Below are 23,896 nucleotides of genomic sequence, written 5' to 3'. Positions count from 1 at the left end.
CATCACCACCGACAGCCTCACGCGCCCCGCCGCGCGCCGCTCCGGGCCCTCCGCACCCCGCCCGACCCGCATCGCGGGCCTCGACGGCCTGCGCGCCGTCGCGGTGCTGCTCGTGGTGGCGTACCACCTGGCGCCGTCGCTGGTTCCCGGCGGCTACGTGGGCGTCGACGTCTTCTTCGTGCTGTCCGGCTTCCTCATCACGACCATCCTGCTGCGCGAGCACGCGCGCACCGGGCGGGTCTCGCTGACACGGTTCTGGCGTCATCGCGTGCGTCGGCTGGTGCCGGCCCTGGTGGCGGTGGTGACGGCGACGCTTGCCGCGGTCGCGCTGCCCGCGGCGATCGGCGCCGCACGTGGCATCCCGGTGGAGGGCTCGCCGTGGGGCGACGTCCTGGTCGGGGTGCGCGCGCACGTGGGCGCGGCGGCGACCTTCACCAGCAACTGGGAGCTGGTCGCGAGCGGGCGCAGCTACGCCGAGGCGAGCATGCCCGGGCTGTTCGAGAACCTGTGGTCCCTCAGCGTCGAGGAGCAGTTCTACGTGCTCTGGCCCCTCGCGGTGATCGGCGCGCTCGCGCTGGGGATCCGTGCGCGCCGGGCCGCCGTGCTCGCCGGGGCGCTGGCGGCGCTCTCGGCGGCCGGCATGGCCGTGCTCTGGCCGGCCGACGGCGACCCGACGCGCGTGTACATGGGCACCGACACCCACGCCTTCGGCCTCATGATCGGCGCCGCGCTGGCCTTCTGGTGGACGTGGGAGCGCGGACGCCGCACGAAGCGGGAGCGCGCGCCCGGCGCGCTCGCGCTCGGTGCCGTGGCGTTCGCGGCCCTCGCCGCGATCGCGATGGCGATGCCGTGGGACTCGCCGTGGGCCTACCGCGGCGGTCTGCTGCTGGCCTCGCTCGCGACGGCCGCGGCGATCCGGATGGTGCTGGTGGTGCCCGAGGTCGGGGCACGGCTCGACGTCGCGCCGCTGCGGTGGGTCGGCGACCGTTCGTACGGCATCTACCTGTGGCACTGGCCCGTGCTCATCGTGGTCGCGACGGCGGTCGACGGAGGCCGGGTCCGCGACGCATCGGTCCTCACGGTCGTGCTCACGGTGCTGGTGACGCTCGCCGCCTCCGCCGCCTCCTACCGCTGGCTCGAGGCTCCCATGCGACGCATGGGCCCGCGCCGGGCGCTGCGTCTCGCGGGAGGCCGGGTGCGCGCCGCGCTGCGGGGAGAGCGGTGGGCGCGCGTCGCCGCGATCGTCGTCATCGGCGCGACCGCCGTGGGGCTCGCGGGCTGGGGCCTGACCGCCGCTCCGACGCGCACCTCGCTGCAGGTCCAGCTCGACGCGGGCGCCGCCGCGGTGCGCGCGGCGAGCCTCATCGACGTGACCCCCTCCGCGCCGCGACCCTCGGCTCCGCCGCCCGCCCCCGCATCGTCCGCGCCGTCGCCGAGCGCCTCCCCGAGCGCGGTCCCGAGCGCCGCCCCGAAGCGCCCCGCCGTGCCGGACGGCTCGGACGTCACCGTGGTCGGGGACTCCGTCACGCTCGGCTCGGCGCCCGCGCTCGCGAGCGCCCTCCCGGGCGTCGCGGTGGACGCCGAGGTCGGTCGGCAGTTCTCGCAGGGCGTCGATCGCGTGGAGGCCCTCGAGGGCAAGGGCCGGCTGCGGCCCTACGTGGTGGTCGCGCTCGGGACCAACGGCGAGGTTCCCGCGGATCAGATGGACCGGTTGGTCGCCGCGGTCGGGGACCGCACGCTGGTGCTGGTGACGCCGTACGGCGACCGCTCGTGGATGGCGGGCTCGCAGCGCGCCGTGCGCCAGGCGGCCCGCGGTCACGCCAACGTGGTGGTGGCGGACTGGCAGGCCGCGGTCGAGGAGGACCCGTCCGTGCTGGGCCCGGACGGGATCCACCCCGACGCGACGGGCATGAAGGTGTTCGCGCGCGTCGTCGAGCGCGGCCTGCTGAGGGCCGTCAGCGCACGAACGGGATGATGAACGGGATCCGGTAGTACTCGCCGCGGTTGGCGTGCACGCCCGCCATGATCGAGATGACCAGCGCGTAGACCCAGTAGGCGATCATCGCGGGCACGGTGACGATGAGACCGATCCCGAGCGTCGCGATGCCGAGGACGATGCCCGCGACGAACACCACGATCGACGTGAGCTGCAGGTTGAGGTTCGCCTTGCCGTGGTGGTCGACCAGCGCGCTGCGCTCGCGGTAGAGGAGCCACATCACCAGCGGCACCGCCCAGGCGAGCGTGCCCGCGGACAGGACCATCGCGATCGCGGCGACGATGTGGACCAGCATCGCCATGGTGCGCGCCTCGGACTCGAGCATCGGGGCGGGCGGCGCGTACGGCGGCGCCTGCGGCGCGGGTCCTGCGTGCGGCGCGGGTCCCGCCTGAGGGTCGGGCTGCGGCGGCACCGTGGCGCCGTCGTCGGGGGTCTGGGGTGCGGTCTGCTCGTTCATGGCCCCAGGCTCGCAAACGACGCAGGGCCGCGCATCCACCCGGAGGGGGAGCGCGGCCCTGATCTTCGTCGGGGTGGACCCCCTACGCGACGAGGCGCAGCGAGAACGGGTAGCGGTAGGACTGGCCCTTGCTCGCCGCCATCGCGCCCTGGATGCCGAAGATGAGCGCGACCACGAACACCGCGAAGTCGAGCAGGTAGCCGATGAACCCGAGGAAGGGGAGGACGCCGACCACCGCGGCGGCGACGTAGCCGAGGGTCACGAGGATCCCGAAGTTGAGCGCCTCCTTGCCCTCGGTGTCGGTGAACGTGCTGCGCTCGCGGCCGACGAGCCAGATGATGAGCGGGATGAGGAAGCCGGTGAACACCGTCGCGTGGGCGACGGTCGCGAGCCCGGTGTCGCCGGGCTCGCCGCTCTGGGGGGCCGGGGGCGTCGGGTTCTCGGTCATGGCGGAGCCTTTCGTCGGTGCGGTGCGGGCCGCGCAGATCGCGTCCCACGTCTCGATGCTAGCGAGACGCCCCTCGTAACGCGCGCATTCCGGGCCGCATTCCGTGACGGGACGAGGGCGCGCCGAGGGTGGCGCCCGACCCCCGGGATAGGATTAGCACTCAACGAGTCCGAGTGCCAGGAGGGATCGTGACCGAGGAACGTCGGCGGGCGGTGCTCCACGCGATCGTGGAGGGGTACGTCGCCACCCACGAGCCCGTGGGCTCGAAGGCGCTCGCGGAGACCCAGGCGCTCGGCGTCTCCTCCGCGACCATCCGCAACGACATGGCGATCCTCGAGGAGGAGGGGCTCATCGCCCAGCCGTACACCTCGGCGGGCCGCATCCCCACCGACAAGGGCTACCGGTCCTTCGTCGACCAGCTCGCGGCGAGCGCGCTGTCCGACGCGCATCGTCGCGCGATCGGGACGTTCCTGTCAGACGCGGTCGACCTCAACGACGTGGTGGAGCGCTCGGTGCGCCTCCTCAGCCAGCTCACGCGGCAGGTCGCGGTGGTCCAGTACCCGTCGCTGCGCGAGTCCGCGGTGCGCCGCGTCGAGCTCGTGCGCATGGGCACCGAGCATGCGCTCGTCGTGGTCGTGTCGGCCGATGCGCGGGTCGAGCAGCAGAGCATCGCGCTGGGCGAGGCGACCTCGGACGAGTCCTTCGAGCGCGCGGTGCGCGAGATCAACGCGACCGCGCTCGGGCTCGGCGGCGCCCGGCTCGAGGCGGCGCTGACGCTGTGGGCGGAGGCGCCGGACCAGGTTCCGTGGGCGGGGACGGTGGCCGATGTGGTGGTCGCGGCGACGCGCGGCGGCACGGTCGAGCGCGTGGTCTTCGCGGGCGCGTCCAACCTCGCGCGCGCCGGCTCGGGCCTCGAGGCGGCGACGATCGCGCCGGTGCTCGACGCGCTCGAGGAGCAGGTGGTGCTGCTGCGGCTGTTGCACGAGATGGCGGACGAGGGGGACGATGTCTCGGTCCGCATCGGCGCCGAGACGCATCACGAGGCGCTGTCGCGCACGTCGATCGTCGCCGCGGCCTATGGTCGCGACGCGGCATCCCTGGTGGGCGCGCTCGGGCCGACACGCATGGATTATCCAGGGACGATGGCCGCCGTGCGCGCCGTCGCCCGCTATCTGTCGAAAGTGGTGGAGCTCTAGGTGAAGGACTATTACGGCACGCTCGGCGTCTCCCGGGACGCGACCGAGGCCGAGATCAAGAAGGCGTACCGCAAGCTCGCGCGCGAGCTGCACCCGGATGTCGCGGGCGCCGAGGGCGAGGAGCGCTTCAAGGAGGTCGCCGCGGCCTACGACGTGCTGGGCAACGCCGACAAGCGCGCGCAGTACGACCGCGGCGTGGACCCGCGCTCGGCGTCGGGCGGCGCGGGAGGCGCGCAGGGCTTCGGCTTCGAGGACATCTTCGAGACGTTCTTCGGCGGCGGCGCCGGCCCGTTCGGCCAGCAGCAGCGCGGCCCGGCCTCGCGCACGCAGCGTGGCGGCGACACGCTCGTCCACACCGAGGTCACGCTCGAGGAGGCGGTGTTCGGCGTGACGCGCGAGATCCAGGTGGACCTCGCCGACGTGTGCAGCACGTGCCACGGCTCGTGCTGCGCGCCCGGCACGCACCCGAACGGCTGTCGCCAGTGCAACGGCACGGGCTCGGTGCAGCGCGTCGCGCGTTCGCTCCTGGGCAACGTGATGACCACCGCGCCGTGCCCCACGTGCGGCGGCTACGGCTCGACCATCGACACGCCCTGCACCGACTGCTCGGGGCAGGGGCGCACCCACTCGCGTCACACCGTGAGCGTCGACATCCCCGCGGGCGTCGAGACCGGCACCCGCATCCGCATGACCGGCGTCGGCGACGCCGGCGTGGCGGGCGGGCAGAAGGGTGACCTCTACATCGAGATCCGCGAGCGCGCCCATGCGGTGTTCGAGCGCCGCGGTGCGGACCTTCACTGCACGCTCGAGGTGCCGATGACGGCGGCCGCGCTCGGCACGGTGCTGTCGGTCGAGACGTTCGACGGACCCCAGGAGGTCGACGTGCGCCCCGGCACCCACGCGGGCTCGACCGTCAGGCTCAAGGGCCTCGGCGTGGGCCGCCTGCAGCGACAGGGCCGCGGCGACCTCTTCGTGCACCTCGACGTGGTGACGCCCACCGACCTCACCGACGAGCAGGCCGAGCTCCTCCACCAGCTCGCGAAGCTGCGCGGCGAGGAGGCCCCCGAGGCGCGCCTCGCGCCGATCGGCGGCGGCGTGTTCTCGCGGCTCAAGGACGCGTTCCTGGGCCGCGAGCGGTGACCGCGCCCGTCTTCGTCGACCCCGCGGCGGCCGAGGCAGCCGTGGGGGGCACGCTCCGCGTCGACGGGGACGAGGCGCGCCACGCCGTCACGGTGCAGCGGCGCCAGGTGGGCGAGCGCGTCGACGTGGTCGACGGCGCAGGCGCCCGCGCGAGCGGCGTGCTGATCGCGACCGGCGACCGGTGGATGGAGATCCGCGTCGAGGCGGTGGGTCACGACCGGGATCCCGAGGTCACGCTGGTCCAGGCGCTCGCCAAGGGCGGGCGGGACGAGCAGGCGGTGGAGGCGGCCGTCGAGCTCGGCGCGACGCGCATCGTCCCGTGGTCCTCCGACCGGGCGATCGTCCAGTGGCGCGGCCCCAAGGCCGCGAAGGGCGTCGAGAAATGGGCGTCGCTCGCGCTCGCGGCCGCGAAGCAGAGCAGGCGCGCGCGGGTGCCCGCGGTGGACGATGCGGTGACCACCAGGCAGCTCGCGGCGCGCGTGCGCGACGCGGTCGCCGCCGGCGCGCGGGTGCTGGTCCTGCACGAGGACGCGGCGGTGCCGCTCGCCGGCCTGGCATGGGAGGACGCCGATCAGCCCGTATGGATCGTCGTCGGGCCCGAGGGCGGGATCTCGGACGCCGAGGTCGAGGCGCTCGCCGCCGCCGGCGCCGTCGCCGTGGTGCTGGGGCCGCACGTCCTGCGCGCCTCGTCCGCCGGCCCCGCGGCGCTCGCCGCGCTCGGCGCACTGCGTGGCCACTGGTCACTACGCTAGAGGGATGACCTCCACGAACTGCATCTTCTGCATGATCGTCGCCGGCGACATCCCCGCGCAGAAGGTTCTCGAGACCGAGAACGTGATCGCGTTCCGCGACATCGCGCCCAAGGCGTCGGTGCACGTCCTCGTCGCCCCCAAGGTGCACGTCCCGAACGTCGCCGCGGCCGCGCGTGAGATCCCCGAGATCCTCGCGGAGATGGCGACGGTGGCCCAGCAGGTCGCGGACGCCGAGTGCGACGGCGAGTTCCGCTGGATCTTCAACACGGGGCCCTCGGCGGGGCAGACGGTCTTCCACGTGCACGGGCACGTGATGAACGGCGGCAGCCTCGGGTGGGACGCGTGAGCGTCACCCGGGTGGTCGTGGTCGACGACGCGGCGCGCATGCCCGACCTGCTGGGCTCGGGCGACGGCGTGCTCCGCGAGGTCGAGCGCGCCTTCCCCGCGGTCGACATCATGGTGCGCGGCAACCGCATCACCCTCACCGGCGACGAGGACGACGTCGCGGCCGCCGCGGGCGCCGTCGAGGAGCTGCGCGACGTGCTGGGCGCGGGCGTGCCGCTCACGCCCGACGTCGCGCGCGAGTCGGTGCGGATGCTGCGTGCCACGGGCGGCGGCGGGCGTGCGGACGGGGCCGCGGGCGCATCGTCCACCGCGACCGCGGAGCGGCCCGCGGGCGTCCTGAGCCGCTCGATCCTGTCGACGCGCGGGCGCACCATCCGCCCCAAGACGCAGGGGCAGGCCGCGTACGTCCACGCGATCGAGTCGCACACCATCACCTTCGGCATCGGGCCCGCCGGCACGGGCAAGACGTACCTCGCCATGGCCCAGGCGGTGGCGGCGCTGCAGTCGAAGCGCGTCAACCGCATCGTCCTCACGCGCCCGGCCGTCGAGGCGGGCGAGCGGCTCGGCTTCCTGCCCGGCTCGCTCAGCGAGAAGATCGACCCCTACCTGCGGCCGCTGTACGACGCGCTGCACGACATGGTGGACCCCGAGTCGATCCCGCGCCTCATGGAGGCCGGGACCATCGAGGTGGCGCCGCTCGCGTACATGCGCGGGCGCACGCTCAACGACGCGTTCGTCATCCTCGACGAGGCGCAGAACACCACGCGCGAGCAGATGAAGATGTTCCTCACGCGTCTGGGCTTCGGCACCACCATGGTGGTGACGGGCGACGTCACCCAGGTCGACCTGCCCGGCGGCACCCGCTCGGGCCTGCGCGCGGCCTCGGAGATCCTGTCCGGGGTCGAGGACATCGCGTTCTGCCACCTGAACGCGGACGATGTGGTGCGCCACCGCCTGGTGAGCGACATCATCACGGCGTACGCCGTCAACGACGAGAACGAGTCGGGGCGCGCGCCGCGCCCGACCGGCCAGAAGCGCCGCTTCGAGCGGGGGGAGCAGCGATGATCGAGGTCAACAACGAGACGGACGCGACGGTCGACGAGGTCGAGTTCGCCGAGCTCGCGCGCTACGTGCTGGGGCAGATGCACGTCGCGGACGGCGCCGAGCTGGCGATCATGTTCGTCGACGAGGACGCGATGGAGCAGCTCCACCTCCAGTGGATGGACGAGCCGGGCCCCACGGACGTGCTGAGCTTCCCGATGGACGAGCTGCGCCCTGGCACGCCCGACGAGCCGACCCCGGCGGGGCTGCTCGGCGACATCGTGGTGTGCCCGTCGGTGGCGGCGCGTCAGGCCGCGACGGCGGGGCACTCCGCGGAGGAGGAGATGCTGCTGCTCACCACGCACGGCATCCTCCACCTGCTCGGCTACGACCACGTCGAGCCCGAGGAGGAGAAGGAGATGTTCGCGCTGCAGCGCAACCTCCTGCTGACGTTCCTCGCGAACCGATGACGTCGACCGCGATCACCCTGCTGGTCGTCGTCCTCGCGGCGGGGCTCGCGGGGTCCGCGGCCCTCCACGCGCTGGTCGCCGCGTTCGAGCAGATCCCGTACGCCGACGAGCGGCGGATCGCGGCGCAGCTGCGACCGGACGGCCGGCCCACCCGCGCCGCCCGGCTCGCGGCGCTTCCCGACCACGCGGACAACGCCGCCTCGGTGGCGTACGCGGTGCTCGAGGCCGTCGCCCTGGTCGCGTGGACGGCGCTCGCGCTCGTGATCGGGGAGGCGGCGGGCTGGGAGACCGAGCTGTCGCTGCTGCTCGCGTGGGCGGTGGCGGGCTTCTTCTCGCTCGTCGTGGTGCGGGCCTGGCCTCGGGCCGCCGCGCGCCGCGCCCCGGAGGCCGCGGTGCGCGCGCTCGCGCCGCTCGCGTGGGGCCTGGTGCGGCTCACCACGCCGATCCGCGCCGTGGTGCCGCCGCTGCGCATCCGCGAGCTGGCGGAGCCCGAGGACCTGGTCGAGCAGGCGACCGACGCGCTCGAGGAGGAGGACGCCGAGCTGCTGCGCTCGGTGGTCAGCCTCGGCGACACGCTCACCCGCGAGGTGATGGTGCCGCGCACCGACATGATCACGCTCCAGTCGGGCACGCCGGCGCGCAAGGCGATGGTGCTGTTCATGCGCTCGGGCTTCTCGCGCGTGCCGGTGATCCGCGACGGCGTCGACGACATCGTGGGCGTGCTCTACCTCAAGGACGTGGTCCGCTGGACGTGGGACCACCCCGCTCGCCTCGAGGAGCCCGTGGACGCGCTGGTGCGCGATCCCGAGTTCGTGCCCGAGTCGCTCCCGGTGGACGATCTGCTGCGGCGCATGCAGGACGAGGTGTTCCACATGGGCGTGGTGGTCGACGAGTTCGGCGGCGTCGCCGGTCTGGTCACCATCGAGGACGCGCTCGAGGAGATCGTGGGCGAGATGGTCGACGAGCACGATGCGACGGCGCCCGAGATCGAGGACCTGGGAGACGGGCGCTTCCGCATCCCGGCGCGCTGCGGGCTCGACGAGCTCGCGGAGCTGTTCGACGTCGAGATCGACGACGAGGACGTGGAGACGGTCGCGGGACTGCTCGCGAAGGCGCTGGGCAAGGTGCCCATCGCCGGATCGCAGGCCACGGCCCACGGCATCGAGCTGCTCGCCGAGCGCGCCGAGGGGCGCAGGCGCAGGCTGGTGTCCGTGATCGCGACGCGTGCGCCGGAGCCCGAGGCGGGCACCGGCGAGAACGAGACCGTGCCGCGCAGGCGCGGACGGAAGGATGACGACGATGAGTGAGCACCGGTCGGGCTTCGTGGCGTTCGTGGGACGCCCGAACGCGGGCAAGTCGACGCTGATGAACGCCCTCGTGGGGGAGAAGGTCGCGATCATGTCCTCGCGGCCGCAGACCACGCGTCGCGCGATCCGCGGCATCGTCACCCGGGACGACGCCCAGCTGGTCATCGTCGACACGCCCGGGCTGCATCGTCCCCGGACCCTGCTGGGCGAGCGTCTCAACGACCTGGTCCGCGAGACGCTGTTCGAGGTCGACGTCATCGGGTTCTGCCTGCCGGCGGACGAGAAGGTGGGCCCGGGCGACAAGTGGATCGCGCGCGAGCTCGCGGAGACGCGCGCGCCGGTGGTCGCGATCGTCACCAAGGTCGACAAGGTGCCCCGCGAGCGCGTCGCCGAGCATCTGCTCGACGTGTCGCAGCTCGGGGACTGGGCGGACATCGTGCCCGTGAGCTCGGTCAAGGACATCCAGATCGACACGCTGGTCGACGTGCTCGCCGGGCGGCTGCCCGAGGGGCCGGCGCTCTACCCGGAGGGTCACCTCACGGACGAGCCCGAGGACGTCCGCATCGCGGAGCTCATCCGCGAGGCGGCGCTCGAGGGCGTGCGCGACGAGCTCCCGCACTCGATCGCCGTCGTGATCGAGGAGATGGTCGAACCCGACAGCGAGGACGCGCACCGGCCGGTGCTCGAGATCCGCGCGCACGTGTTCGTGGAGCGGGACTCGCAGAAGGGCATCATCATCGGCAAGGCGGGCTCGCGCCTCAAGGAGGTCGGGGCGACCGCGCGTGCGGGGATCGAGCACCTGCTGGGGCGGAAGGTCTACCTCGACCTCCACGTGAAGGTCGCGAAGGACTGGCAGCGCGACCCGAAGCAGCTGGGGCGGCTCGGGTTCTGACCGCTCCCCACCCCGCGCCCGATGCACCAAGTCACGGATCTCGGGCGCCTCGGATCGGGATTCGTGCGGGTGCCGCGGATCGTGGCGCCGCGGATCCGTGACTTGTGCGAGCGGGGCGGGGACCATGCGGCGCGGGGACGATGCGGCGCGTGGGCTATGGTGGTCGCATGCGTGCACGCTCGCTGCTTATGTGCCGCGACGAGGCCTAGCCCAGGTCGGTCCCTCGTCGCGGCCTTCCGCCTGCCGGCCGGACCAGACTGAGATGCAGACCGAGAAGCAGCAAGGAACCCCCATGAGCCACTACACCGGCGGCGCGCAGACGGCGTCGCCCATGCCCATCCGCAAGTACGCCCCCTTCCACGAGCAGATCCAGGTGGACCTGCCGGACCGCACCTGGCCGGGCGCGCGCATCGAGAAGGCACCGCGCTGGTGCGCGGTCGACCTGCGCGACGGCAACCAGGCCCTCATCGAGCCGATGAACTCGGAGCGCAAGCTGCGCATGTTCGAGCTGCTGGTGACGATGGGCTACAAGGAGATCGAGGTCGGCTTCCCGAGCGCGAGCCAGACCGACTTCGACTTCGTAAGGATGCTGATCGAGGAGGATCGCATCCCCGAGGACGTCACCATCCAGGTCCTGACCCAGGCGCGCGAGCACCTCATCGAGCGCACGTACGAGTCGCTGCGCGGCGCCAAGCAGGCGATCGTCCACCTCTACAACTCCACGAGCATCCTCCAGCGCGAGGTGGTCTTCCGCGCCGACGAGGACCAGATCCTCGACATCGCGACCCACGGCGCGATGCTGTGCCAGAAGTTCGAGGAGACCATCCCGGACACGCGCGTGTTCTACGAGTACAGCCCCGAGTCCTACACGGGCACGGAGCTGGCCTACGCGGTGCGCGTGTGCAACGCGGTGCTCGACGTGTGGAAGCCCACGCCCGACCGCAAGGTGATCATCAACCTGCCCGCCACGGTCGAGATGGCGACGCCCAACGTCTACGCCGACTCGATCGAGTGGATGAACCGCCACCTCGACTACCGCGACAGCGTGGTGCTGAGCCTGCACCCGCACAACGACCGCGGCACGGCCATCGCGGCCGCCGAGCTCGGCTACATGGCCGGCGCGGACCGCATCGAGGGCTGCCTGTTCGGCAACGGCGAGCGCACCGGCAACGTCGACCTGGTGACGCTGGGGATGAACCTCTTCAGCCAGGGCATCGACCCGGAGATCGACTTCTCGGACATCGACGCGATCCGTCGCACCGTGGAGTACTGCAACCAGATCGACGTGCACCCGCGTCATCCGTGGGGCGGCGACCTGGTCTTCACCGCGTTCTCCGGCTCGCACCAGGACGCGATCAAGAAGGGCCTCGAGGCGATGGACGCGAAGGCCGCGCGCCAGGGCGTGACGGTCGACGATCTGCAGTGGGCGGTGCCGTACCTGCCGATCGACCCCAGGGACGTCGGGCGCTCGTACGAGGCCGTCATCCGCGTGAACTCGCAGTCCGGCAAGGGCGGCGTCGCGTACCTGCTCAAGACGGAGCGCAATCTCGACCTGCCGCGCCGCCTCCAGATCGAGTTCTCCCGCGTGGTCCAGCGCGAGGCCGACGCCACGGGCGTCGAGATGACCGCGGACACGCTGTGGCACATCTTCCAGGACGAGTACCTGCCCGCGACCGACCCCGAGCTCCAGTGGGGCCGCTTCTCGCTGCTGGGCACGCGCGCGACGTCCTCGGACGCTGGCCCCGACACGCTGGCCGCCGACATCACGGACGGGGGAGAGACGCGCACCGTCGAGGGCTCGGGCAACGGCCCGGTCGCGGCGTTCGTCGCGGCGCTCGGCACCCGCGGGGTCCGCGTCGAGGTCCTCGACTACCACGAGCACGCGATGAGCGGGGGCGGCGACGCGGTCGCGGCCGCGTACGTCGAGTGCCAGATCGGCGACCAGATCCTGTGGGGCGTGGGCATCGACCCGTCGATCACCACGGCGACGCTCAAGGCCATCATCTCGGCGGTCAACCGCGCGGGCCGATGACGATGCGCACGATGCGCGGGCTCGCCGCCGCCGTCCTGGCGGCGGCGGCGCTCGCCGCGTGCGGCGCGTCGACCCCGGACACCGAGCTTCCGGACCTCTCCGGGCTGGGCCTCGCCTCGACCCCGTGCGAGGACACGGAGCAGATGGCGGGGATCGTCGCCGATCAGCCCGACGCCGTCCTCGCGTGCTGGACCGGCGCCCCGGAGGACGGCTTCGTCGACGCCGCGGACGCCGTCCTGGACCTGGTGCTCGCGGCGAACCCCGACGCCGAGGACGTCACGGGCGCGCTGTGCTGGGACGACACGGTGACGGACGCGGAGGCGAGCGCGTGCCGCGCGGTGCTCGTCGGCGACCTCGAGGACGGGTCCATCGTGTCCGCCGTGGTTGCGCTCGCGGATCCCGCGGGCGTGGTCGGCGGGATCTCGGACGAGCCCACCGAGGACGAGGTCGCGGAGGCGCTCGCGGGCGCCGACGTCGAGGTGCTGGTGTTCAGCGAGCCGGCGGCCGCGGAGACCGGCGACCTCTGAGCCTCGCGCGCGGCGCGGCGGCCGGTCAGCCCCCGACGACGACCGCCGCCTTGCCGGCGATCCGGCCGGCGGCGAGGTCGACGATGGCTGTGCCGGCCTCCGCGAGCGGGTAGGTGCGGGTGAGCGCGGGGCGGATGTCGCCGGCGACGATGCGCGCCACCAGCACCTCGAGCGGCTCCGCCGCGGTGAGCGCGACGAAGCTGGCGAGGGTCTGTCGCGTGAAGAGCGACACGAGCCCCGCGACCAGCTGACGGCCGACGCCTCCGGTGAGCGCGTCGCCACCCTCACCGCCGACGATCACGAGGGTGCCGGTCGGGGAGAGGACCTTGCGCAGGCGGCGCAGGGGGGTGAGGCCGCCGATGTCGAGGATCGCGTCGAACTCGAGGTCGAGCGAGGTGACGTCCGTGGTGCGGTAGTCGATGACGTCCTCGGCGCCGAGCGAGCGCACCAGCTCGGCCTTGGCGGCGCTCGCGACGCCGGTGACGCGCGCGCCCGTCGCGACGGCGAGCTGGACGGCGTACGAGCCGACCCCGCCCGAGGCGCCGAGCACGAGCACGCGCTGGCCCGTCGAGATCCCGGCGCGCTCGACGGCCCGCAGGGCGGTGACGCCGGAGACGGGCAGGACGGCAGCCTCCTCGAAGCTCAGGGACGAGGGCTTGCGCACGAGCTTGTCCTCCTTGGCGACCGCGTGCTGAGCGTAGGAGCCCTTCGCGGCACCGAGGACCTCGTCGCCGAGCGAGAAGCCCGTGACGCCCGCGCCGATGCCGACGACGACTCCGGCGACGTCCTCGCCCGCGATGGGCTGGCGCGGGCGGCGCAGCCCGAAGCCCATCGCGCGCATGACGAGCGGGCGGCCGGTCATGAGGTGCCAGACGCCGCGGTCGACGCCGGCGGCGCGGACCTCGATGAGGACCTCGCCCGGGCCGGGCGTGGGCGCCTCGACCGTCTCGACGTGGATCTCCTCGGGTCCGGCGTAGCGGCGCTGGACGGCGGCCCGCATGGTGCTGGTGCGGGTGGGGACGGTCGCGGTCATGGTCCTGCTCCTTCGTGTCGAGGTAGTTCGTACTTAGTACGAGTTGATACGATCGACGCTAGACGTACTTAGTACGAATCGCAAGGGTTGGAGGCCGAAGTGTCAGATACCAGGCAAGACGTTCGCAGGCCGCGGCTTTCGCGCGCACGGATCCTGGACGCTGCGATGGGACTGGCCGACCGCGACGGGATCGAGGCGCTCACCATCCGCGCGCTCGCGGACGAGCTCGGCACCAAGCCCATGACCACCTACCACCACGTCGCGGGCAAGGAGGCGCTCCTCGACGGCATGGTGGACGTGGTGTTCTCCGAGATGGCGAAGCCGCCGGCGGACCTCGAATGGCGCGACGCCCTCCGGGTGCGCTGCCGCTCCGCGCGCGAGGTCCTGGCACGCCACCCCTGGGCCGTGCCGCTGCTCGAGTCCCGTCGCCACCCGGGCCCCGAGCTCCTCGCCCATCACGAGTCGGTGCTGACCACCCTCGACCGTGCCGGGATGCCGTTGCCTCTCGTGGCGCACGCCTACGCGGTGCTGGACAGCTTCGTCTACGGCTTCGCGATGCAGGAGGCGAACCTCACGGTGCAGCGCGGGGACGCGGACGCGGAGCTGGCGGGCGAGATCGCCGCGGCCTTCGATCCGGGCGCCTATCCGATGCTGACGCGCTTCGCGATGGAGCACGCGATGCGACCCGACTTCGACTTCGGAGACTCGTTCGACTACGGCCTCGACCTGCTGCTCGACGGGCTCGCGCGCGCCGTGGAGCGGGAGCGCGCCTGACGCGCGGGACAATGGCCGCGTGCCCCTCTACCGTGACGACGCGATCGTCCTCCGCACCCACAAGCTGGGTGAGGCGGACCGCATCGTCACCCTGCTGACGCGGCGCCACGGGAAGGTGCGCGCGGTCGCGAAGGGGGTGCGGCGCACCTCGAGCCGGATCGGCTCGCGCATGGAGCCGTTCATGCTGGTCGACGTGCAGCTGTACGAGGGTCGCAACCTCGACATCGTGAGCCAGGTCGAGACCAAGGAGCCGTACGCGCGCCGCATCGCCGAGGACTACGCGCTCTTCACGGCCGCCACCGCGATGGTCGAGACCGCCGACAAGCTGGTCGACCACGAGCGCGAGCCCGCGTGGGAGCAGTACCGCCTGCTGCACGGGGCGCTCGGCGCGCTCAGCCGCCGCGAGCACGAGCCCGGGCTGATGCTCGACAGCTTCCTGCTGCGCTCGATGGCGCTCGCCGGCTACGAGCCGAGCTTCACGGACTGCGCGAGCTGCGGCCGCCCCGGACCCCACCGGGCCTTCGTGGTCGGCGGGGGAGGGGCGGTGTGCGAGGAATGCCGCCCGCCCGGCGCGGCCGCCCCGGCGCCGGAGACGTTCTCCCTGCTCGAGGCGCTGCTCTCGGGGAACTGGCCCGTCGCGGACGGCTCGGATCCGCGGCACCGGCGGGACGCCGCGGGCCTGATCGCGGCCTACGCGCAGTTCCACCTCGAGCGCAAGGTGCGCAGCCTGGGGCACGTCGACCGGTCCTGACGGCGACGGCCCCGCCCGCGCATCGTCCGCCGTTAGGCTGACGGGCGTGACCTACGCCCGCCCCTTCCCGCACGCCTCCGGCGCGACGCCGCCCGACCTCCCGGCGGACGCGGTGCCCCGGCACGTCGCCGTCGTCATGGACGGCAACGGCCGCTGGGCGAAGGAGCGCGGCCTGCCGCGCACCGCGGGTCACGAGCGCGGCGAGGCCTCGCTCCTCGACGTGGTGGCGGGAGCGGTCGAGATCGGCGTGACCCACCTCAGCGCGTACGCGTTCAGCACCGAGAACTGGAAGCGCAGCCCTGAGGAGGTGCGCTTCCTCATGGGCTTCAACCGCGACGTCATCCGGCGCCGCCGCGACGAGATGCACGCATGGGGCGTCCGCGTCCGCTGGGCGGGACGCCGGCCCCGGCTGTGGACCTCCGTCATCAAGGAGCTCGAGAAGGCCGAGGAGCTCACGCGGGACAACACGGGCCTCACGCTCACGATGTGCGTGAACTACGGCGGGCGCGCCGAGATCGCGGACGCGGCCAAGGCCATCGCCATGAAGGTCGCGGCGGGGGAGCTGGACCCGTCGAAGGTGTCGGAGAAGACCCTCGCCGCCCACCTCGACGAGCCCGACATGCCCGACGTGGACCTGTTCTGGCGGTCCAGCGGCGAGCAGCGGTCGAGCAACTTCCTGCCGTGGCAGGCGGCCTACTCCGAGTACGTCTTCAGCGACGTGCTGTGGCCCGACGTCGACCGCACGCACCTGTGGGCCGCGATCGAGGAGTACGCGCGGCGCAACCGCCGCTTCGGGGCGGCGTAGCGGTCAGGCGCGCTCGGCGGGGGACGATGCGGTGGCGGGCGCCTGCGCGGCGGGTTCCCGCCGGCGGCGGCGCAGCAGCAACGCGACCGCCAGGGCGACGAGCACCACGCTGCCGCCGAGCGCCCACGGCGACATGGTGAACGCCTTGAAGGCCGAGTATCCGACCACCTCGTAGGCGGCGGCCCACAGCAGGCAGCCGGGGATCATCGCGAGGGTGTACCGCCCCCAGTGCATCCGCGCGTAGCCCGCGCCGCCGTTGACGAGGGACTGGATGCCCAGCGTGAGGAACGACAGCGGGATGGCGATCCAGCCCCAGCGCTCGGTGAAGGCCTGCGCCTTGGTCATCGTGGGCCCGGAGAAGCGGCGCGCGATCCGGGCGCGCCTGCTGTGCTGCGCCTCCGCGCGGTCGGCGACCGCATCGGCCCCGGCGCGCGCCCACCGCGCGAGCCAGTAGGTCGCCTGGGTACGGACGAAGACGATCACGACGAGCGCCGCGAAGAGCCACCACCACGGCCCGTCGGACACGACGTCGGGGATGCCGGGCATCAGCGCTCGCTCGCAGCCCGGCACTGCGGGCAGATGCCCGTGAGCTCGATGGTGTGGCGGATGTCGCCGTAGTCGTGCTCGGACGCGATGCGGTGCGCGAACGCCTCGAACTCCGGGACGTCGATCTCGACGGCCCGGCCGCAGATGCGGCAGCGGAGGTGGTGGTGGTGCTCGTCGCCGGCCTCGCAACGCCGGTAGAGCGTCTCGCCGGACTCGGCGACCACGGCGTCGACCTCGCCCTGCTCGGCGAGGGACTGCAGGCCGCGGTAGACGGTCGCGAGCCCGACCGTCGAGCCCTCGGAGCGCAGGCGCTCGTGCCACGCCTGGGCGGAGCGGAAGTCGCGCGTGTCGAGCGCGTCGAGGATCTCGCGGCGCTGGCGGGTCATGCGGGGCACGGGCGCGCTCGGGGTCATCGGCGCACCCTCTTGAGCAGCGAGGTGACCACGGCGACCACCACGTAGAGCGCGACGCCGAGGACCACGATGAGCGAGCCCGGCTGGATGTCCTGGAACACGGTGATCCAGATGCCGGTGAGGGTGAGCACGGCGCCGATGCCCATCGCGAGGTGCATGGTGCGGGAGAAGGAGCGGGTGAGCTGCTGCGCGATCGCGACGGGCACGATCATGAGGGCGCTCACCAGGAGCACGCCCACCACCCGCATCGCGACGGTGATGGTGACGGCGGCGAGCACCGCGACCACCATGTTGAGGGCGTCCACCGGCAGCCCGGTCGAGCGCGCGAACTCCTGGTCATGGGTGACGGAGAACAGCGCGGCGCGCAGCCCGAGCCCCACCACGAGGATGAGGGCGGCCAGGCCGACGCTCATCCACACGTCGCCCCAGGTCACGGTCGAGATCGAGCCGAAGAGGTACCCGAGCAGGTTCGCGTTCGAGCCGCCCGCGAGGCCGATGAGCAGCACGCCGGAGGCGATGCCGCCGTAGAAGAGGATGGCCATGACGATGTCCGCGGCGGTGCCGCGCGAGCGCATGCGCTCGATCACGACGGCGCCGATGATCGCGAAGACCACGGCGCCGGGGATGGCCAGGGCGTCCTGCTGGGCGAGGTCGAAGGCGGCGCCGGCGAGCCAGCCTGCGGCGACGCCGGCGAGCGCGACGTGGCCGATGCCGTCGCCGAGCAGCGCCATCCTGCGCTGGACCAGGTAGGTGCCCATCACGGGCGCGGCCATGCCGACCAGCACGCCGACGATGAGCATCCGCTGGATGAGCGGTTCTGCGAGCAGGCTCACGGTCCCTCCAATCCCAGCGAGGAGCCGTCGCGCGGCGCCGGGTCCGTGTGGGGGTGCTCGTGGTCGTGGCCGGGGAGGGCGTGGACGCCGAGGTCCTTGGGCGGGACGCCGTCGTACGTCACGCAGCCCTGTTCGAGCACCACGGCGCGGTCGATGTGGCGCGCGAGGGCGCCGAGCTCATGGAGGACGACGACGATGCCGACGCCCTCCTCCTTGAGGTGGCCGAGCGTGTGGGCGAACGCGACCTGCGACTGCAGGTCGACGCCGGCCATCGGCTCGTCGAGGATGAGCAGCCGCGGGTGGCGCACGAGCGCGCGCGCGATGAGCACGCGCTGCTGCTGACCGCCCGAGAGGCGCGAGACGTCGCGCTTGGCGAGGTCCTCGACGCCCATGGAGTCGAGCGCGGCGCGGGCGCGGGCCCGGGCGTCGCGCGGCGGGACCAGGCCGCGCAGGCGCGAGCCGACCCGGCCATCGCGCTCGCGGCTGCCGAGCAGCCCCGAGGTCACCACCTCGATCGCGGTCGCCGAGACGCCGCCCGCCGCGGTGATGCGTTGAGGCACGTAGCCGAGGCGCGCGCGCGACTGAGGGGAGGCGGGGGCGCCGAACAGGTCGATGGAGCCGCCCGTGGTGGGGACCGCGCCGACGACGGAGCGCACGAAGGTGGACTTGCCGGAGCCGTTGCCGCCCAGGAGGGCGACCACCTCGCCGGGGCGCGCCGTCATCGAGACGCCGTGGAGGATCTCGGTGCCCTGGAGCGCGACGCGGACGTCCCTCGCCTCGACCAGCGGGCTCGGGACGTCCGGGGTGGAGGACGGGTCACTCACAGCCGAGCGCATCCTCCAGCACGGAGAGGTTCCTGGTCATGACGCCAATGTAGTCGTCGCCGTCCGCGACGGTCTCCACGGGGCTGAGGACCGTGGTCTCGACCCCGACGTCCGTGGCGAGCGCCTCGGCGACGGAGGCGCTCACGGCGTCCTCGGTGAAGATGGTGGTGGCGCCGGTCTCGGCGATGATGTCCTTGATCTCGAGGATGCGGGCGGGCGAGGGCTCGCTCTCGGGGTCGAGCCCGGCGATGCCCTCCTGGTGGAGGCCGTAGGCCTCCGCGAGGTAGCTGAAGGCCTCGTGGCCGGTGACGATGGTGTCGCGCTCGCACTGCGCGAGCCCCGCCGCGAACTCGGCGTCGAGGTCCTCGAGCGACGCGTGCAGCGCCTCGGCGTTCGCGGTGTAGGTCGCCGCGTTGTCGGGGTCGGCGGCGGCGAAAGCCTCGCCCACGGCGTCGCCGAAGTGGGCCAGAAGGTCGGGGTCGAGCCAGAAGTGGGGGTCCTCGGAGCCGTGACCGTGGTCGTCGTCCTCGCCCTCCTCGTCGGCGTGCTCCTCGGCCGCGTGGAGCTCGACCGTGGTGGCGGCGTCGAGCGACTCGACGCCTGTGGACGCGATCGCATCGTCGACCGCGGGCTGGAAGTCCGCCAGGTAGAGCGCGAGGTCCGAGGTGCCCAGCTGGCGGACGGTCGCGGGGGAGAGCTCGACATCGTGCGGCTCGACGCCCGCGGGCGTCATCGAGGTGACCTCGACCAGGTCGCCGCCCACCTGCTTGGCCACGAACTGAAGCGGGTAGAAGGCGGTCGCGACCGTGAGGGCGGCGTCCGTGGCCGAGCCGGAGCCCTCGGTGTCCGCGCCGGACGCGGAGCAGCCGGCGAGCAGGAGCGTGGAGGCCGCGGCGGCGGCGATGAGCGGGGGTGCGGTCTTCATGGGCATCACGGTACTGCAATTGAGAATCATTAGCAATAAGACCTTGGTCCCGGCGGGGACGATGCGCGCCGTGGCTTCGGCGCTGCGCCAGGCGGCCGACCCGGCGCCGCGCATCGTCCGACGTGCGCCGCCCCTGGCGTCGCGCATCGTCCCCGGTGCGGCGCGCCGCTAGACTGTCGCGAGCGATTCCGACCCCCTTGCACTAGGAGCACCACGTGGCCGCACCCAGCCGTCTCGACAACGCCATCTCGCTCGCGAAGCGCCGCGGCTTCGTGTTCCCGTGCGGCGAGATCTACGGAGGCACGCGCTCCGCGTGGGACTACGGGCCGCTCGGCGTCGAGCTCAAGGAGAACATCAAGCGCCAGTGGTGGCGCGCGATGGTCACGTCGCGCGACGACATCGTGGGCCTCGACTCCTCCGTGATCCTGCCGCCGCAGGTGTGGGAGGCCTCGGGCCACATCGCCGCGTTCGTGGACCCGCTGGTCGAGTGCCTCAGCTGCCACAAGCGCTACCGCGAGGACCACCTGCTCGAGGAGTTCGAGGAGAAGAAGGGTCGCGCGCCCGAGGGCGGCCTCGCCGAGATCGCGTGCGCCGCGTGCGGCAGCCGCGGCCAGTGGACCGAGCCCAAGATGTTCAACGGGCTGCTGCGCACCTACCTCGGCGCCGCGTCGGACGAGTCCGGGCTGCATTATCTTCGCCCCGAGACCGCGCAGGGCATCTTCATCAACTTCGAGAACGTCATGCGCACCGCGCGCCAGAAGCCCCCGTTCGGCATCGCGCAGGTGGGCAAGTCCTTCCGCAACGAGATCACGCCCGGCAACTTCATCTTCCGCACGCGCGAGTTCGAGCAGATGGAGATGGAGTTCTTCGTGGCGCCCGGCACCGACGAGGAGTGGCACCAGCACTGGATCGAGACCCGTCAGGCCTGGTACACGGACCTCGGCATCTCCGAGGGCAACCTGCGCCTCTACGCGCACCCGCAGGAGAAGCTCTCGCACTACTCCAAGGGCACCACGGACATCGAGTACCGCTTCGGCTTCCAGGGCTCGGAGTGGGGCGAGCTCGAGGGCATCGCCAACCGCACCGACTTCGACCTGTCGACGCACGCGAAGCACTCGGGCAAGGACCTCTCGTACCTCGACCCCGCGACCAACGAGCGCTTCGTGCCGTACGTGATCGAGCCGGCGGCCGGGCTCTCGCGCTCGCTCATGGCCTTCCTGGTCGAGGCGTACACCGAGGAGGAGGTGCCGACCGCGAAGGGCGGCACCGAGACCCGCACCGTGCTGCGCCTGGACCACCGCCTCGCGCCGGTCAAGGCCGCGGTGCTGCCGCTGTCGAAGTCCGCGGACCTGGTCCCGACCGCCGAGTCGCTCGCCAAGGAGCTGCGCGGCGCGTGGAACATCGACGTCGACGTCACGCAGTCGATCGGCAAGCGCTACCGCCGCCAGGACGAGGTCGGCACGCCGTACTGCATCACCATCGACTTCGACACGCTCGACGACCAGGCCGTCACCATCCGTGACCGCGACACCATGCAGCAGGAGCGCGTCGCGCTGTCGCAGGTGAGCGGCTACCTCGCGCAGCGGCTCATCGGGGCCTGACGATGGGGGCCGGGCACTCGCACTCCGAGCGCCCGCCGCGGGCGAGCGCTGCGACGACTCGCCTGCTGTGGGCGCTGGTGCTGGGGGTGCTCGGCGCGGTCGCGGTGGGCGCGGCCCTCACATGGCCCAGCTCATGGGAGTCGCTCGGCTCCCAGAGCCTCCTGTACGAGGGTGCGCAGCGGCTCGACGCGACCGTCGTCTCGACGGATCCCGACTCCGGGGCCACCACGGTCGACATCACCACCGAGGGTGAGGAGGGCGAGCGCGAGATGGCGCCCACGGGCGTGCCCACGCTCGAGCTGCAGCCCGGGGACCGGCTCCGCGTGGTCGAGCTCGACGACGGCACGCTCGTCTTCTCGGACTTCGAGCGCGCGTCGCCCATCCTCGCGCTGCTGATCGTCTACGTGGTGCTGGTGCTCGCGGTCGCCTGGTGGCGCGGCATCGGGGCGCTCCTGGGCCTCATGGCGGCGTTCGGGATCATCGCGTTCTACACCGTGCCGGCGCTGTTCGACGGCGCGAATCCTCCGCTGGTGGGCATGGTGACCTCGGCGGGGGCGCTCGCGGTGCTGCTGTACATCGCGCACGGGTTCAACGCGCGCACCACCACCGCCTACCTCGGCACCATCGCGGGGCTGCTGTTCACCGCGATCCTGGGCACGTGGGCCGTGCATGCGGCGCAGATCCCGGGCGTGCCGTCCGAGGCGGAGATCAACCTCGCCTTCCTCGACGGCGAGATCCCGCTGCACGGGCTCGCGCTGTGCGGCCTCATGATCGCGGGCCTCGGCGTCCTTAACGACGTCACCATCACGCAGGCCTCCGCCGTGTGGGAGCTGGGCAAGGCGCGCCCGGACCTGGGGGCGTGGCAGCTGTTCTCGCGCGGCATGCGCATCGGCCGCGACCACATCGCCTCGACCGTCTACACGATCGCCTTCGCGTACGTGGGCGCCTCGCTCCCGCTCATCATGCTGATCGCCGCGTACGACGACCCGGTGACCGGCGCGATCACGTCCTCCGAGCTTGCGGGCGAGGTGGTGCGGACCCTGGTTGGGTCGATCGGCCTGGTCCTGGCGGTGCCGCTCACCACCGGCATCGGCGCGCTCATCGTCGGCCTCAGCGGCGAGGCGGTCGAGGACGATGCCGACCATCAGGGTTCTGTCGGGGGTTCTGGCAACACGGCGGAACCGGCCGCGACGGACTCGCATGTGACCGAATCGTGATGTTTTCCACTGAATTGCCCTATTCCTCTTGACGCGCCGCGCACCATGGCCCCAACCTTGTCGTGGCGGGCATTCGGGGATGTGAAGGGATCGCATCCTCTGGGGGACACAGGCGAATGCCACCGTCCCTCATTGCACGTCGCGGCTGCGCGCCTGGTCGCTGCGCCGCGGCGCCTCGCGCCCGGGCTTTCCCTCAGCGGCCCGGGCGCGAGTGCGCCCGCCGTCAGGCGGCTCGGCTCCCGGGTCCGTCGGTGCCTTGGCGGGGTCCCGTGCGTGGCCTGAGACAATGGACGCCATGACCCCGACCACGCGCCTGCTCCCGCCGTTGCGCATCGGCCCGCTCGAGGTGGACACCCCGGTGATCCTCGCGCCGATGGCCGGCATCACGAACGCCGCCTTCCGCCGCCTGTGCCGCGAGCACGGCGGCGGCCTCTACGTCGCCGAGATGGTGACGTCGCGCGCGCTCGTCGAGCGGACCCCCGAGTCGCTGCGGATCATCGCGCACGACCCGGACGAGACACCGCGTTCGGTCCAGGTGTACGGCGTCGACCCGGCGACCATCGGCGCGGCCGTGAGGATGATCTGCGAGGAGGACCGCGCGGACCACATCGACATGAACTTCGGCTGTCCGGTGCCGAAGGTCACCCGCAAGGGCGGGGGAGCGGTGCTGCCGTGGAAGCGTGACCTGTTCCGTGACATCGTGCGGTCCGCCGTGCGCGAGGCCTCGAGGTTCGACATCCCGGTCACCGTGAAGATGCGCAAGGGCGTCGACGACGACCACCTCACCTACCTCGACGCGGGCCGCACCGCCGAGCGCGAGGGCGCCGCAGCGGTCGCGCTGCATGCGCGCACGGCGGCCGAGTACTACTCGGGCACCGCCGACTGGGAGGCGATCGCACGCCTCAAGGAGACCGTGACCACGGTGCCGGTGCTCGGCAACGGCGACATCTGGCAGGCCGAGGATGCCGTCCGCATGGTCGAGCAGACCGGCTGCGACGGCGTGGTGGTCGGGCGCGGCTGCATGGGGCGGCCGTGGCTGTTCGCCGACCTGCAGGCCGCCTTCGAGGGCCGCCCCGAGCGCGTGCAGCCAGGCCTGCGCGAGGTGGCGGCGGCGATCTACCGTCACGGCGAGCTCATGGTCGGCCACTTCGGCGACGACGAGGACAAGGCCATGCGCGAGATCCGCAAGCACATGTCCTGGTACCTCAAGGGCTATCCGGTGGGCGGGGAGGTCCGCCGGTCGCTCGGGCTGGTCTCGACCCTCGCCGAGCTGCGCGAGATCCTCGACACGCTCGACCTCGACTCGCCGTATCCCGGTGACGAGGCGGAGGGGCCGCGCGGTCGTCAGGGCTCGGCCCGCGTGCCGGCGTGCCCCGAGGGCTGGCTCGACACGCAGGACATCACGCCGGACCTCGAGCTGCGCCTGCGAGAGGCCGAGCTGAGCGTCTCGGGCGGCTGAGGAGCGCTCCAGCTGCCCGGGTACCCGGGCACCTCGACACCCGGGCGCCTCGACACCCGGTCCCGTCCGGTCCAGCCCGGCCCGGCCCATCTGACCCCGCGGCCTCACCGGC

The 23,896-nt window shown here is 72.7% G+C and carries 25 protein-coding genes; 17 read left to right on the top strand and 8 right to left on the bottom strand.

Features of this window, described 5'->3' with window-relative positions:
• Nucleotide 1: 1 nt before the first annotated feature.
• Nucleotides 2-1,975, top strand: coding sequence for an acyltransferase family protein (locus tag AOM09_RS10905; RefSeq protein ID WP_369346104.1), 1,974 nt, complete (start codon nt 2-4; stop codon nt 1,973-1,975).
• Here AOM09_RS10905 and AOM09_RS10900 read toward each other — a convergent pair.
• Together AOM09_RS10900 and AOM09_RS10895 are read right to left on the bottom strand one after the other, a co-directional pair.
• Nucleotides 1,956-2,453, bottom strand: a complete 498-nt coding sequence (locus tag AOM09_RS10900) for a DUF4870 domain-containing protein (protein ID WP_062388206.1) — start codon at nt 2,451-2,453, stop codon at nt 1,956-1,958. The two genes, AOM09_RS10905 and AOM09_RS10900, sit on opposite strands and share 20 nt — an antisense overlap.
• An 82-nt stretch (nt 2,454-2,535) precedes the next feature.
• Nucleotides 2,536-2,901 carry a DUF4870 domain-containing protein gene (locus AOM09_RS10895; RefSeq protein ID WP_062388203.1) on the bottom strand — a complete coding sequence of 122 codons (366 nt, stop codon included), beginning with the start codon at nt 2,899-2,901 and terminating at the stop codon, nt 2,536-2,538.
• Nucleotides 2,902-3,089: 188 nt separating this feature from the next.
• Here AOM09_RS10895 and hrcA point away from each other — a divergent pair, with 188 nt between their 5' ends.
• From hrcA to AOM09_RS10845, 10 genes are all read left to right on the top strand, one after another.
• Nucleotides 3,090-4,097 (top strand): heat-inducible transcriptional repressor HrcA, encoded by a 1,008-nt coding sequence (gene hrcA, locus AOM09_RS10890; protein WP_062388199.1) that lies wholly within the window; start codon nt 3,090-3,092, stop codon nt 4,095-4,097.
• Entirely contained in the window at nt 4,098-5,237 is a 1,140-nt protein-coding gene (dnaJ, locus tag AOM09_RS10885; RefSeq protein ID WP_062388198.1) for a molecular chaperone DnaJ, read from the top strand.
• Nucleotides 5,234-5,989 carry a 16S rRNA (uracil(1498)-N(3))-methyltransferase gene (locus tag AOM09_RS10880; RefSeq protein WP_062388195.1) on the top strand — a complete coding sequence of 252 codons (756 nt, stop codon included), beginning with the start codon at nt 5,234-5,236 and terminating at the stop codon, nt 5,987-5,989. Before dnaJ ends, AOM09_RS10880 begins: the two co-directional genes overlap by 4 nt.
• Before the next feature lie 4 nt (nt 5,990-5,993).
• On the top strand, nt 5,994-6,335 hold the full coding sequence (locus tag AOM09_RS10875) for an HIT domain-containing protein (protein WP_062388183.1): 342 nt from the start codon (nt 5,994-5,996) through the stop codon (nt 6,333-6,335).
• A 38-nt stretch (nt 6,336-6,373) separates the two neighbouring features.
• Nucleotides 6,374-7,399, top strand: a complete 1,026-nt coding sequence (locus AOM09_RS10870; protein ID WP_082099099.1) for a PhoH family protein — start codon at nt 6,374-6,376, stop codon at nt 7,397-7,399.
• Nucleotides 7,396-7,845: an rRNA maturation RNase YbeY gene (ybeY, locus tag AOM09_RS10865; protein WP_062388177.1), complete on the top strand. Its 450-nt coding sequence runs from the start codon at nt 7,396-7,398 to the stop codon at nt 7,843-7,845. The genes AOM09_RS10870 and ybeY overlap by 4 nt, the downstream gene beginning before the upstream one ends.
• Nucleotides 7,842-9,152: a hemolysin family protein gene (locus AOM09_RS10860; RefSeq protein ID WP_062388175.1), complete on the top strand. Its 1,311-nt coding sequence runs from the start codon at nt 7,842-7,844 to the stop codon at nt 9,150-9,152. The genes ybeY and AOM09_RS10860 overlap by 4 nt, the downstream gene beginning before the upstream one ends.
• Nucleotides 9,145-10,044 (top strand): GTPase Era, encoded by a 900-nt coding sequence (gene era / locus AOM09_RS10855; protein WP_062388172.1) that lies wholly within the window; start codon nt 9,145-9,147, stop codon nt 10,042-10,044. The genes AOM09_RS10860 and era overlap by 8 nt, the downstream gene beginning before the upstream one ends.
• A gap of 292 nt (nt 10,045-10,336) precedes the next feature.
• A complete protein-coding gene (gene leuA / locus AOM09_RS10850) occupies nt 10,337-12,076 on the top strand; it encodes a 2-isopropylmalate synthase (protein ID WP_062388169.1) in 1,740 nt (579 codons plus the stop codon).
• Nucleotides 12,077-12,087: 11 nt separating this feature from the next.
• Nucleotides 12,088-12,603, top strand: a complete 516-nt coding sequence (locus AOM09_RS10845; protein ID WP_156162340.1) for a hypothetical protein — start codon at nt 12,088-12,090, stop codon at nt 12,601-12,603.
• A 25-nt stretch (nt 12,604-12,628) separates the two neighbouring features.
• On the opposite strand, the gene AOM09_RS10840 is transcribed toward AOM09_RS10845, so the two are convergent.
• On the bottom strand, nt 12,629-13,636 hold the full coding sequence (locus AOM09_RS10840) for an NAD(P)-dependent alcohol dehydrogenase (protein WP_228375126.1): 1,008 nt from the start codon (nt 13,634-13,636) through the stop codon (nt 12,629-12,631).
• 99 nt (nt 13,637-13,735) lie between these two features.
• Between AOM09_RS10840 and AOM09_RS10835 the strand changes: the two genes are divergently transcribed.
• Genes AOM09_RS10835 through AOM09_RS10825 form a run of 3 tightly spaced genes read left to right on the top strand, consistent with a single transcriptional unit; the run spans nt 13,736 to nt 15,966 of the window.
• Nucleotides 13,736-14,410, top strand: coding sequence for a TetR/AcrR family transcriptional regulator (locus AOM09_RS10835; protein WP_267127881.1), 675 nt, complete (start codon nt 13,736-13,738; stop codon nt 14,408-14,410).
• A 19-nt stretch (nt 14,411-14,429) separates the two neighbouring features.
• Complete coding sequence (gene recO, locus AOM09_RS10830; protein WP_062388164.1) at nt 14,430-15,161, top strand: DNA repair protein RecO; 732 nt, start codon at nt 14,430-14,432, stop codon at nt 15,159-15,161.
• Nucleotides 15,162-15,207: 46 nt separating this feature from the next.
• Nucleotides 15,208-15,966 carry an isoprenyl transferase gene (locus tag AOM09_RS10825; protein ID WP_439644978.1) on the top strand — a complete coding sequence of 253 codons (759 nt, stop codon included), beginning with the start codon at nt 15,208-15,210 and terminating at the stop codon, nt 15,964-15,966.
• 3 nt (nt 15,967-15,969) lie between these two features.
• On the opposite strand, the gene AOM09_RS10820 is transcribed toward AOM09_RS10825, so the two are convergent.
• The 5 genes from AOM09_RS10820 to AOM09_RS10800 are packed head-to-tail and all read right to left on the bottom strand — an operon-like array spanning nt 15,970 to nt 19,507.
• Complete coding sequence (locus tag AOM09_RS10820) at nt 15,970-16,512, bottom strand: DedA family protein (protein WP_062388158.1); 543 nt, start codon at nt 16,510-16,512, stop codon at nt 15,970-15,972.
• The gene (locus tag AOM09_RS10815) at nt 16,512-16,925 is read right to left on the bottom strand and encodes a Fur family transcriptional regulator (RefSeq protein WP_062388156.1); all 414 of its coding nucleotides are present in this window, start codon (nt 16,923-16,925) and stop codon (nt 16,512-16,514) included. The genes AOM09_RS10820 and AOM09_RS10815 overlap by 1 nt, the downstream gene beginning before the upstream one ends.
• The gene (locus AOM09_RS10810; RefSeq protein ID WP_369346099.1) at nt 16,922-17,758 is read right to left on the bottom strand and encodes a metal ABC transporter permease; all 837 of its coding nucleotides are present in this window, start codon (nt 17,756-17,758) and stop codon (nt 16,922-16,924) included. Before AOM09_RS10810 ends, AOM09_RS10815 begins: the two co-directional genes overlap by 4 nt.
• A complete protein-coding gene (locus tag AOM09_RS10805; RefSeq protein ID WP_228375125.1) occupies nt 17,755-18,582 on the bottom strand; it encodes a metal ABC transporter ATP-binding protein in 828 nt (275 codons plus the stop codon). Before AOM09_RS10805 ends, AOM09_RS10810 begins: the two co-directional genes overlap by 4 nt.
• Nucleotides 18,575-19,507 (bottom strand): metal ABC transporter substrate-binding protein, encoded by a 933-nt coding sequence (locus tag AOM09_RS10800; RefSeq protein WP_156162339.1) that lies wholly within the window; start codon nt 19,505-19,507, stop codon nt 18,575-18,577. The genes AOM09_RS10805 and AOM09_RS10800 overlap by 8 nt, the downstream gene beginning before the upstream one ends.
• Before the next feature lie 215 nt (nt 19,508-19,722).
• Between AOM09_RS10800 and AOM09_RS10795 the strand changes: the two genes are divergently transcribed.
• The 3 genes from AOM09_RS10795 to dusB all read left to right on the top strand — a co-directional run bounded on the left by AOM09_RS10795 (nt 19,723) and on the right by dusB (nt 23,784).
• Nucleotides 19,723-21,108 carry a glycine--tRNA ligase gene (locus AOM09_RS10795; RefSeq protein WP_062388150.1) on the top strand — a complete coding sequence of 462 codons (1,386 nt, stop codon included), beginning with the start codon at nt 19,723-19,725 and terminating at the stop codon, nt 21,106-21,108.
• Nucleotides 21,109-21,110: 2 nt separating this feature from the next.
• Nucleotides 21,111-22,325 carry a YibE/F family protein gene (locus AOM09_RS10790; protein ID WP_062388147.1) on the top strand — a complete coding sequence of 405 codons (1,215 nt, stop codon included), beginning with the start codon at nt 21,111-21,113 and terminating at the stop codon, nt 22,323-22,325.
• Nucleotides 22,326-22,611: 286 nt separating this feature from the next.
• The gene (dusB, locus tag AOM09_RS10785; RefSeq protein ID WP_062388144.1) at nt 22,612-23,784 is read left to right on the top strand and encodes a tRNA dihydrouridine synthase DusB; all 1,173 of its coding nucleotides are present in this window, start codon (nt 22,612-22,614) and stop codon (nt 23,782-23,784) included.
• The last annotated feature ends 112 nt before the right edge of the window (nt 23,785-23,896 follow it).

This window comes from Demequina iriomotensis (assembly GCF_000971395.1).
Lineage (GTDB): Bacteria > Actinomycetota > Actinomycetes > Actinomycetales > Demequinaceae > Demequina > Demequina iriomotensis.
Note: the sequence above shows the minus strand (reverse complement) of the source record. Positions and strands in the feature narration are given on the sequence as shown.

Coding starts and splice junctions, on each gene's coding strand:
- AOM09_RS10900 (WP_062388206.1), bottom strand. CDS start 2,453: ATGAACGAGCAGACCGCACCCCAGACCCCCGACGACGGCGCCACGGTG.
- AOM09_RS10895 (WP_062388203.1), bottom strand. CDS start 2,901: ATGACCGAGAACCCGACGCCCCCGGCCCCCCAGAGCGGCGAGCCCGGC.
- AOM09_RS10875 (WP_062388183.1), top strand. CDS start 5,994: ATGACCTCCACGAACTGCATCTTCTGCATGATCGTCGCCGGCGACATC.
- AOM09_RS10870 (WP_082099099.1), top strand. CDS start 6,374: ATGCCCGACCTGCTGGGCTCGGGCGACGGCGTGCTCCGCGAGGTCGAG.
- ybeY (WP_062388177.1), top strand. CDS start 7,396: ATGATCGAGGTCAACAACGAGACGGACGCGACGGTCGACGAGGTCGAG.
- AOM09_RS10860 (WP_062388175.1), top strand. CDS start 7,842: ATGACGTCGACCGCGATCACCCTGCTGGTCGTCGTCCTCGCGGCGGGG.
- era (WP_062388172.1), top strand. CDS start 9,145: ATGAGTGAGCACCGGTCGGGCTTCGTGGCGTTCGTGGGACGCCCGAAC.
- leuA (WP_062388169.1), top strand. CDS start 10,337: ATGAGCCACTACACCGGCGGCGCGCAGACGGCGTCGCCCATGCCCATC.
- AOM09_RS10845 (WP_156162340.1), top strand. CDS start 12,088: ATGCGCGGGCTCGCCGCCGCCGTCCTGGCGGCGGCGGCGCTCGCCGCG.
- AOM09_RS10840 (WP_228375126.1), bottom strand. CDS start 13,636: ATGACCGCGACCGTCCCCACCCGCACCAGCACCATGCGGGCCGCCGTC.
- AOM09_RS10820 (WP_062388158.1), bottom strand. CDS start 16,512: ATGCCCGGCATCCCCGACGTCGTGTCCGACGGGCCGTGGTGGTGGCTC.
- AOM09_RS10815 (WP_062388156.1), bottom strand. CDS start 16,925: ATGACCCCGAGCGCGCCCGTGCCCCGCATGACCCGCCAGCGCCGCGAG.
- AOM09_RS10800 (WP_156162339.1), bottom strand. CDS start 19,507: ATGAAGACCGCACCCCCGCTCATCGCCGCCGCCGCGGCCTCCACGCTC.
- AOM09_RS10790 (WP_062388147.1), top strand. CDS start 21,111: ATGGGGGCCGGGCACTCGCACTCCGAGCGCCCGCCGCGGGCGAGCGCT.
- dusB (WP_062388144.1), top strand. CDS start 22,612: ATGGACGCCATGACCCCGACCACGCGCCTGCTCCCGCCGTTGCGCATC.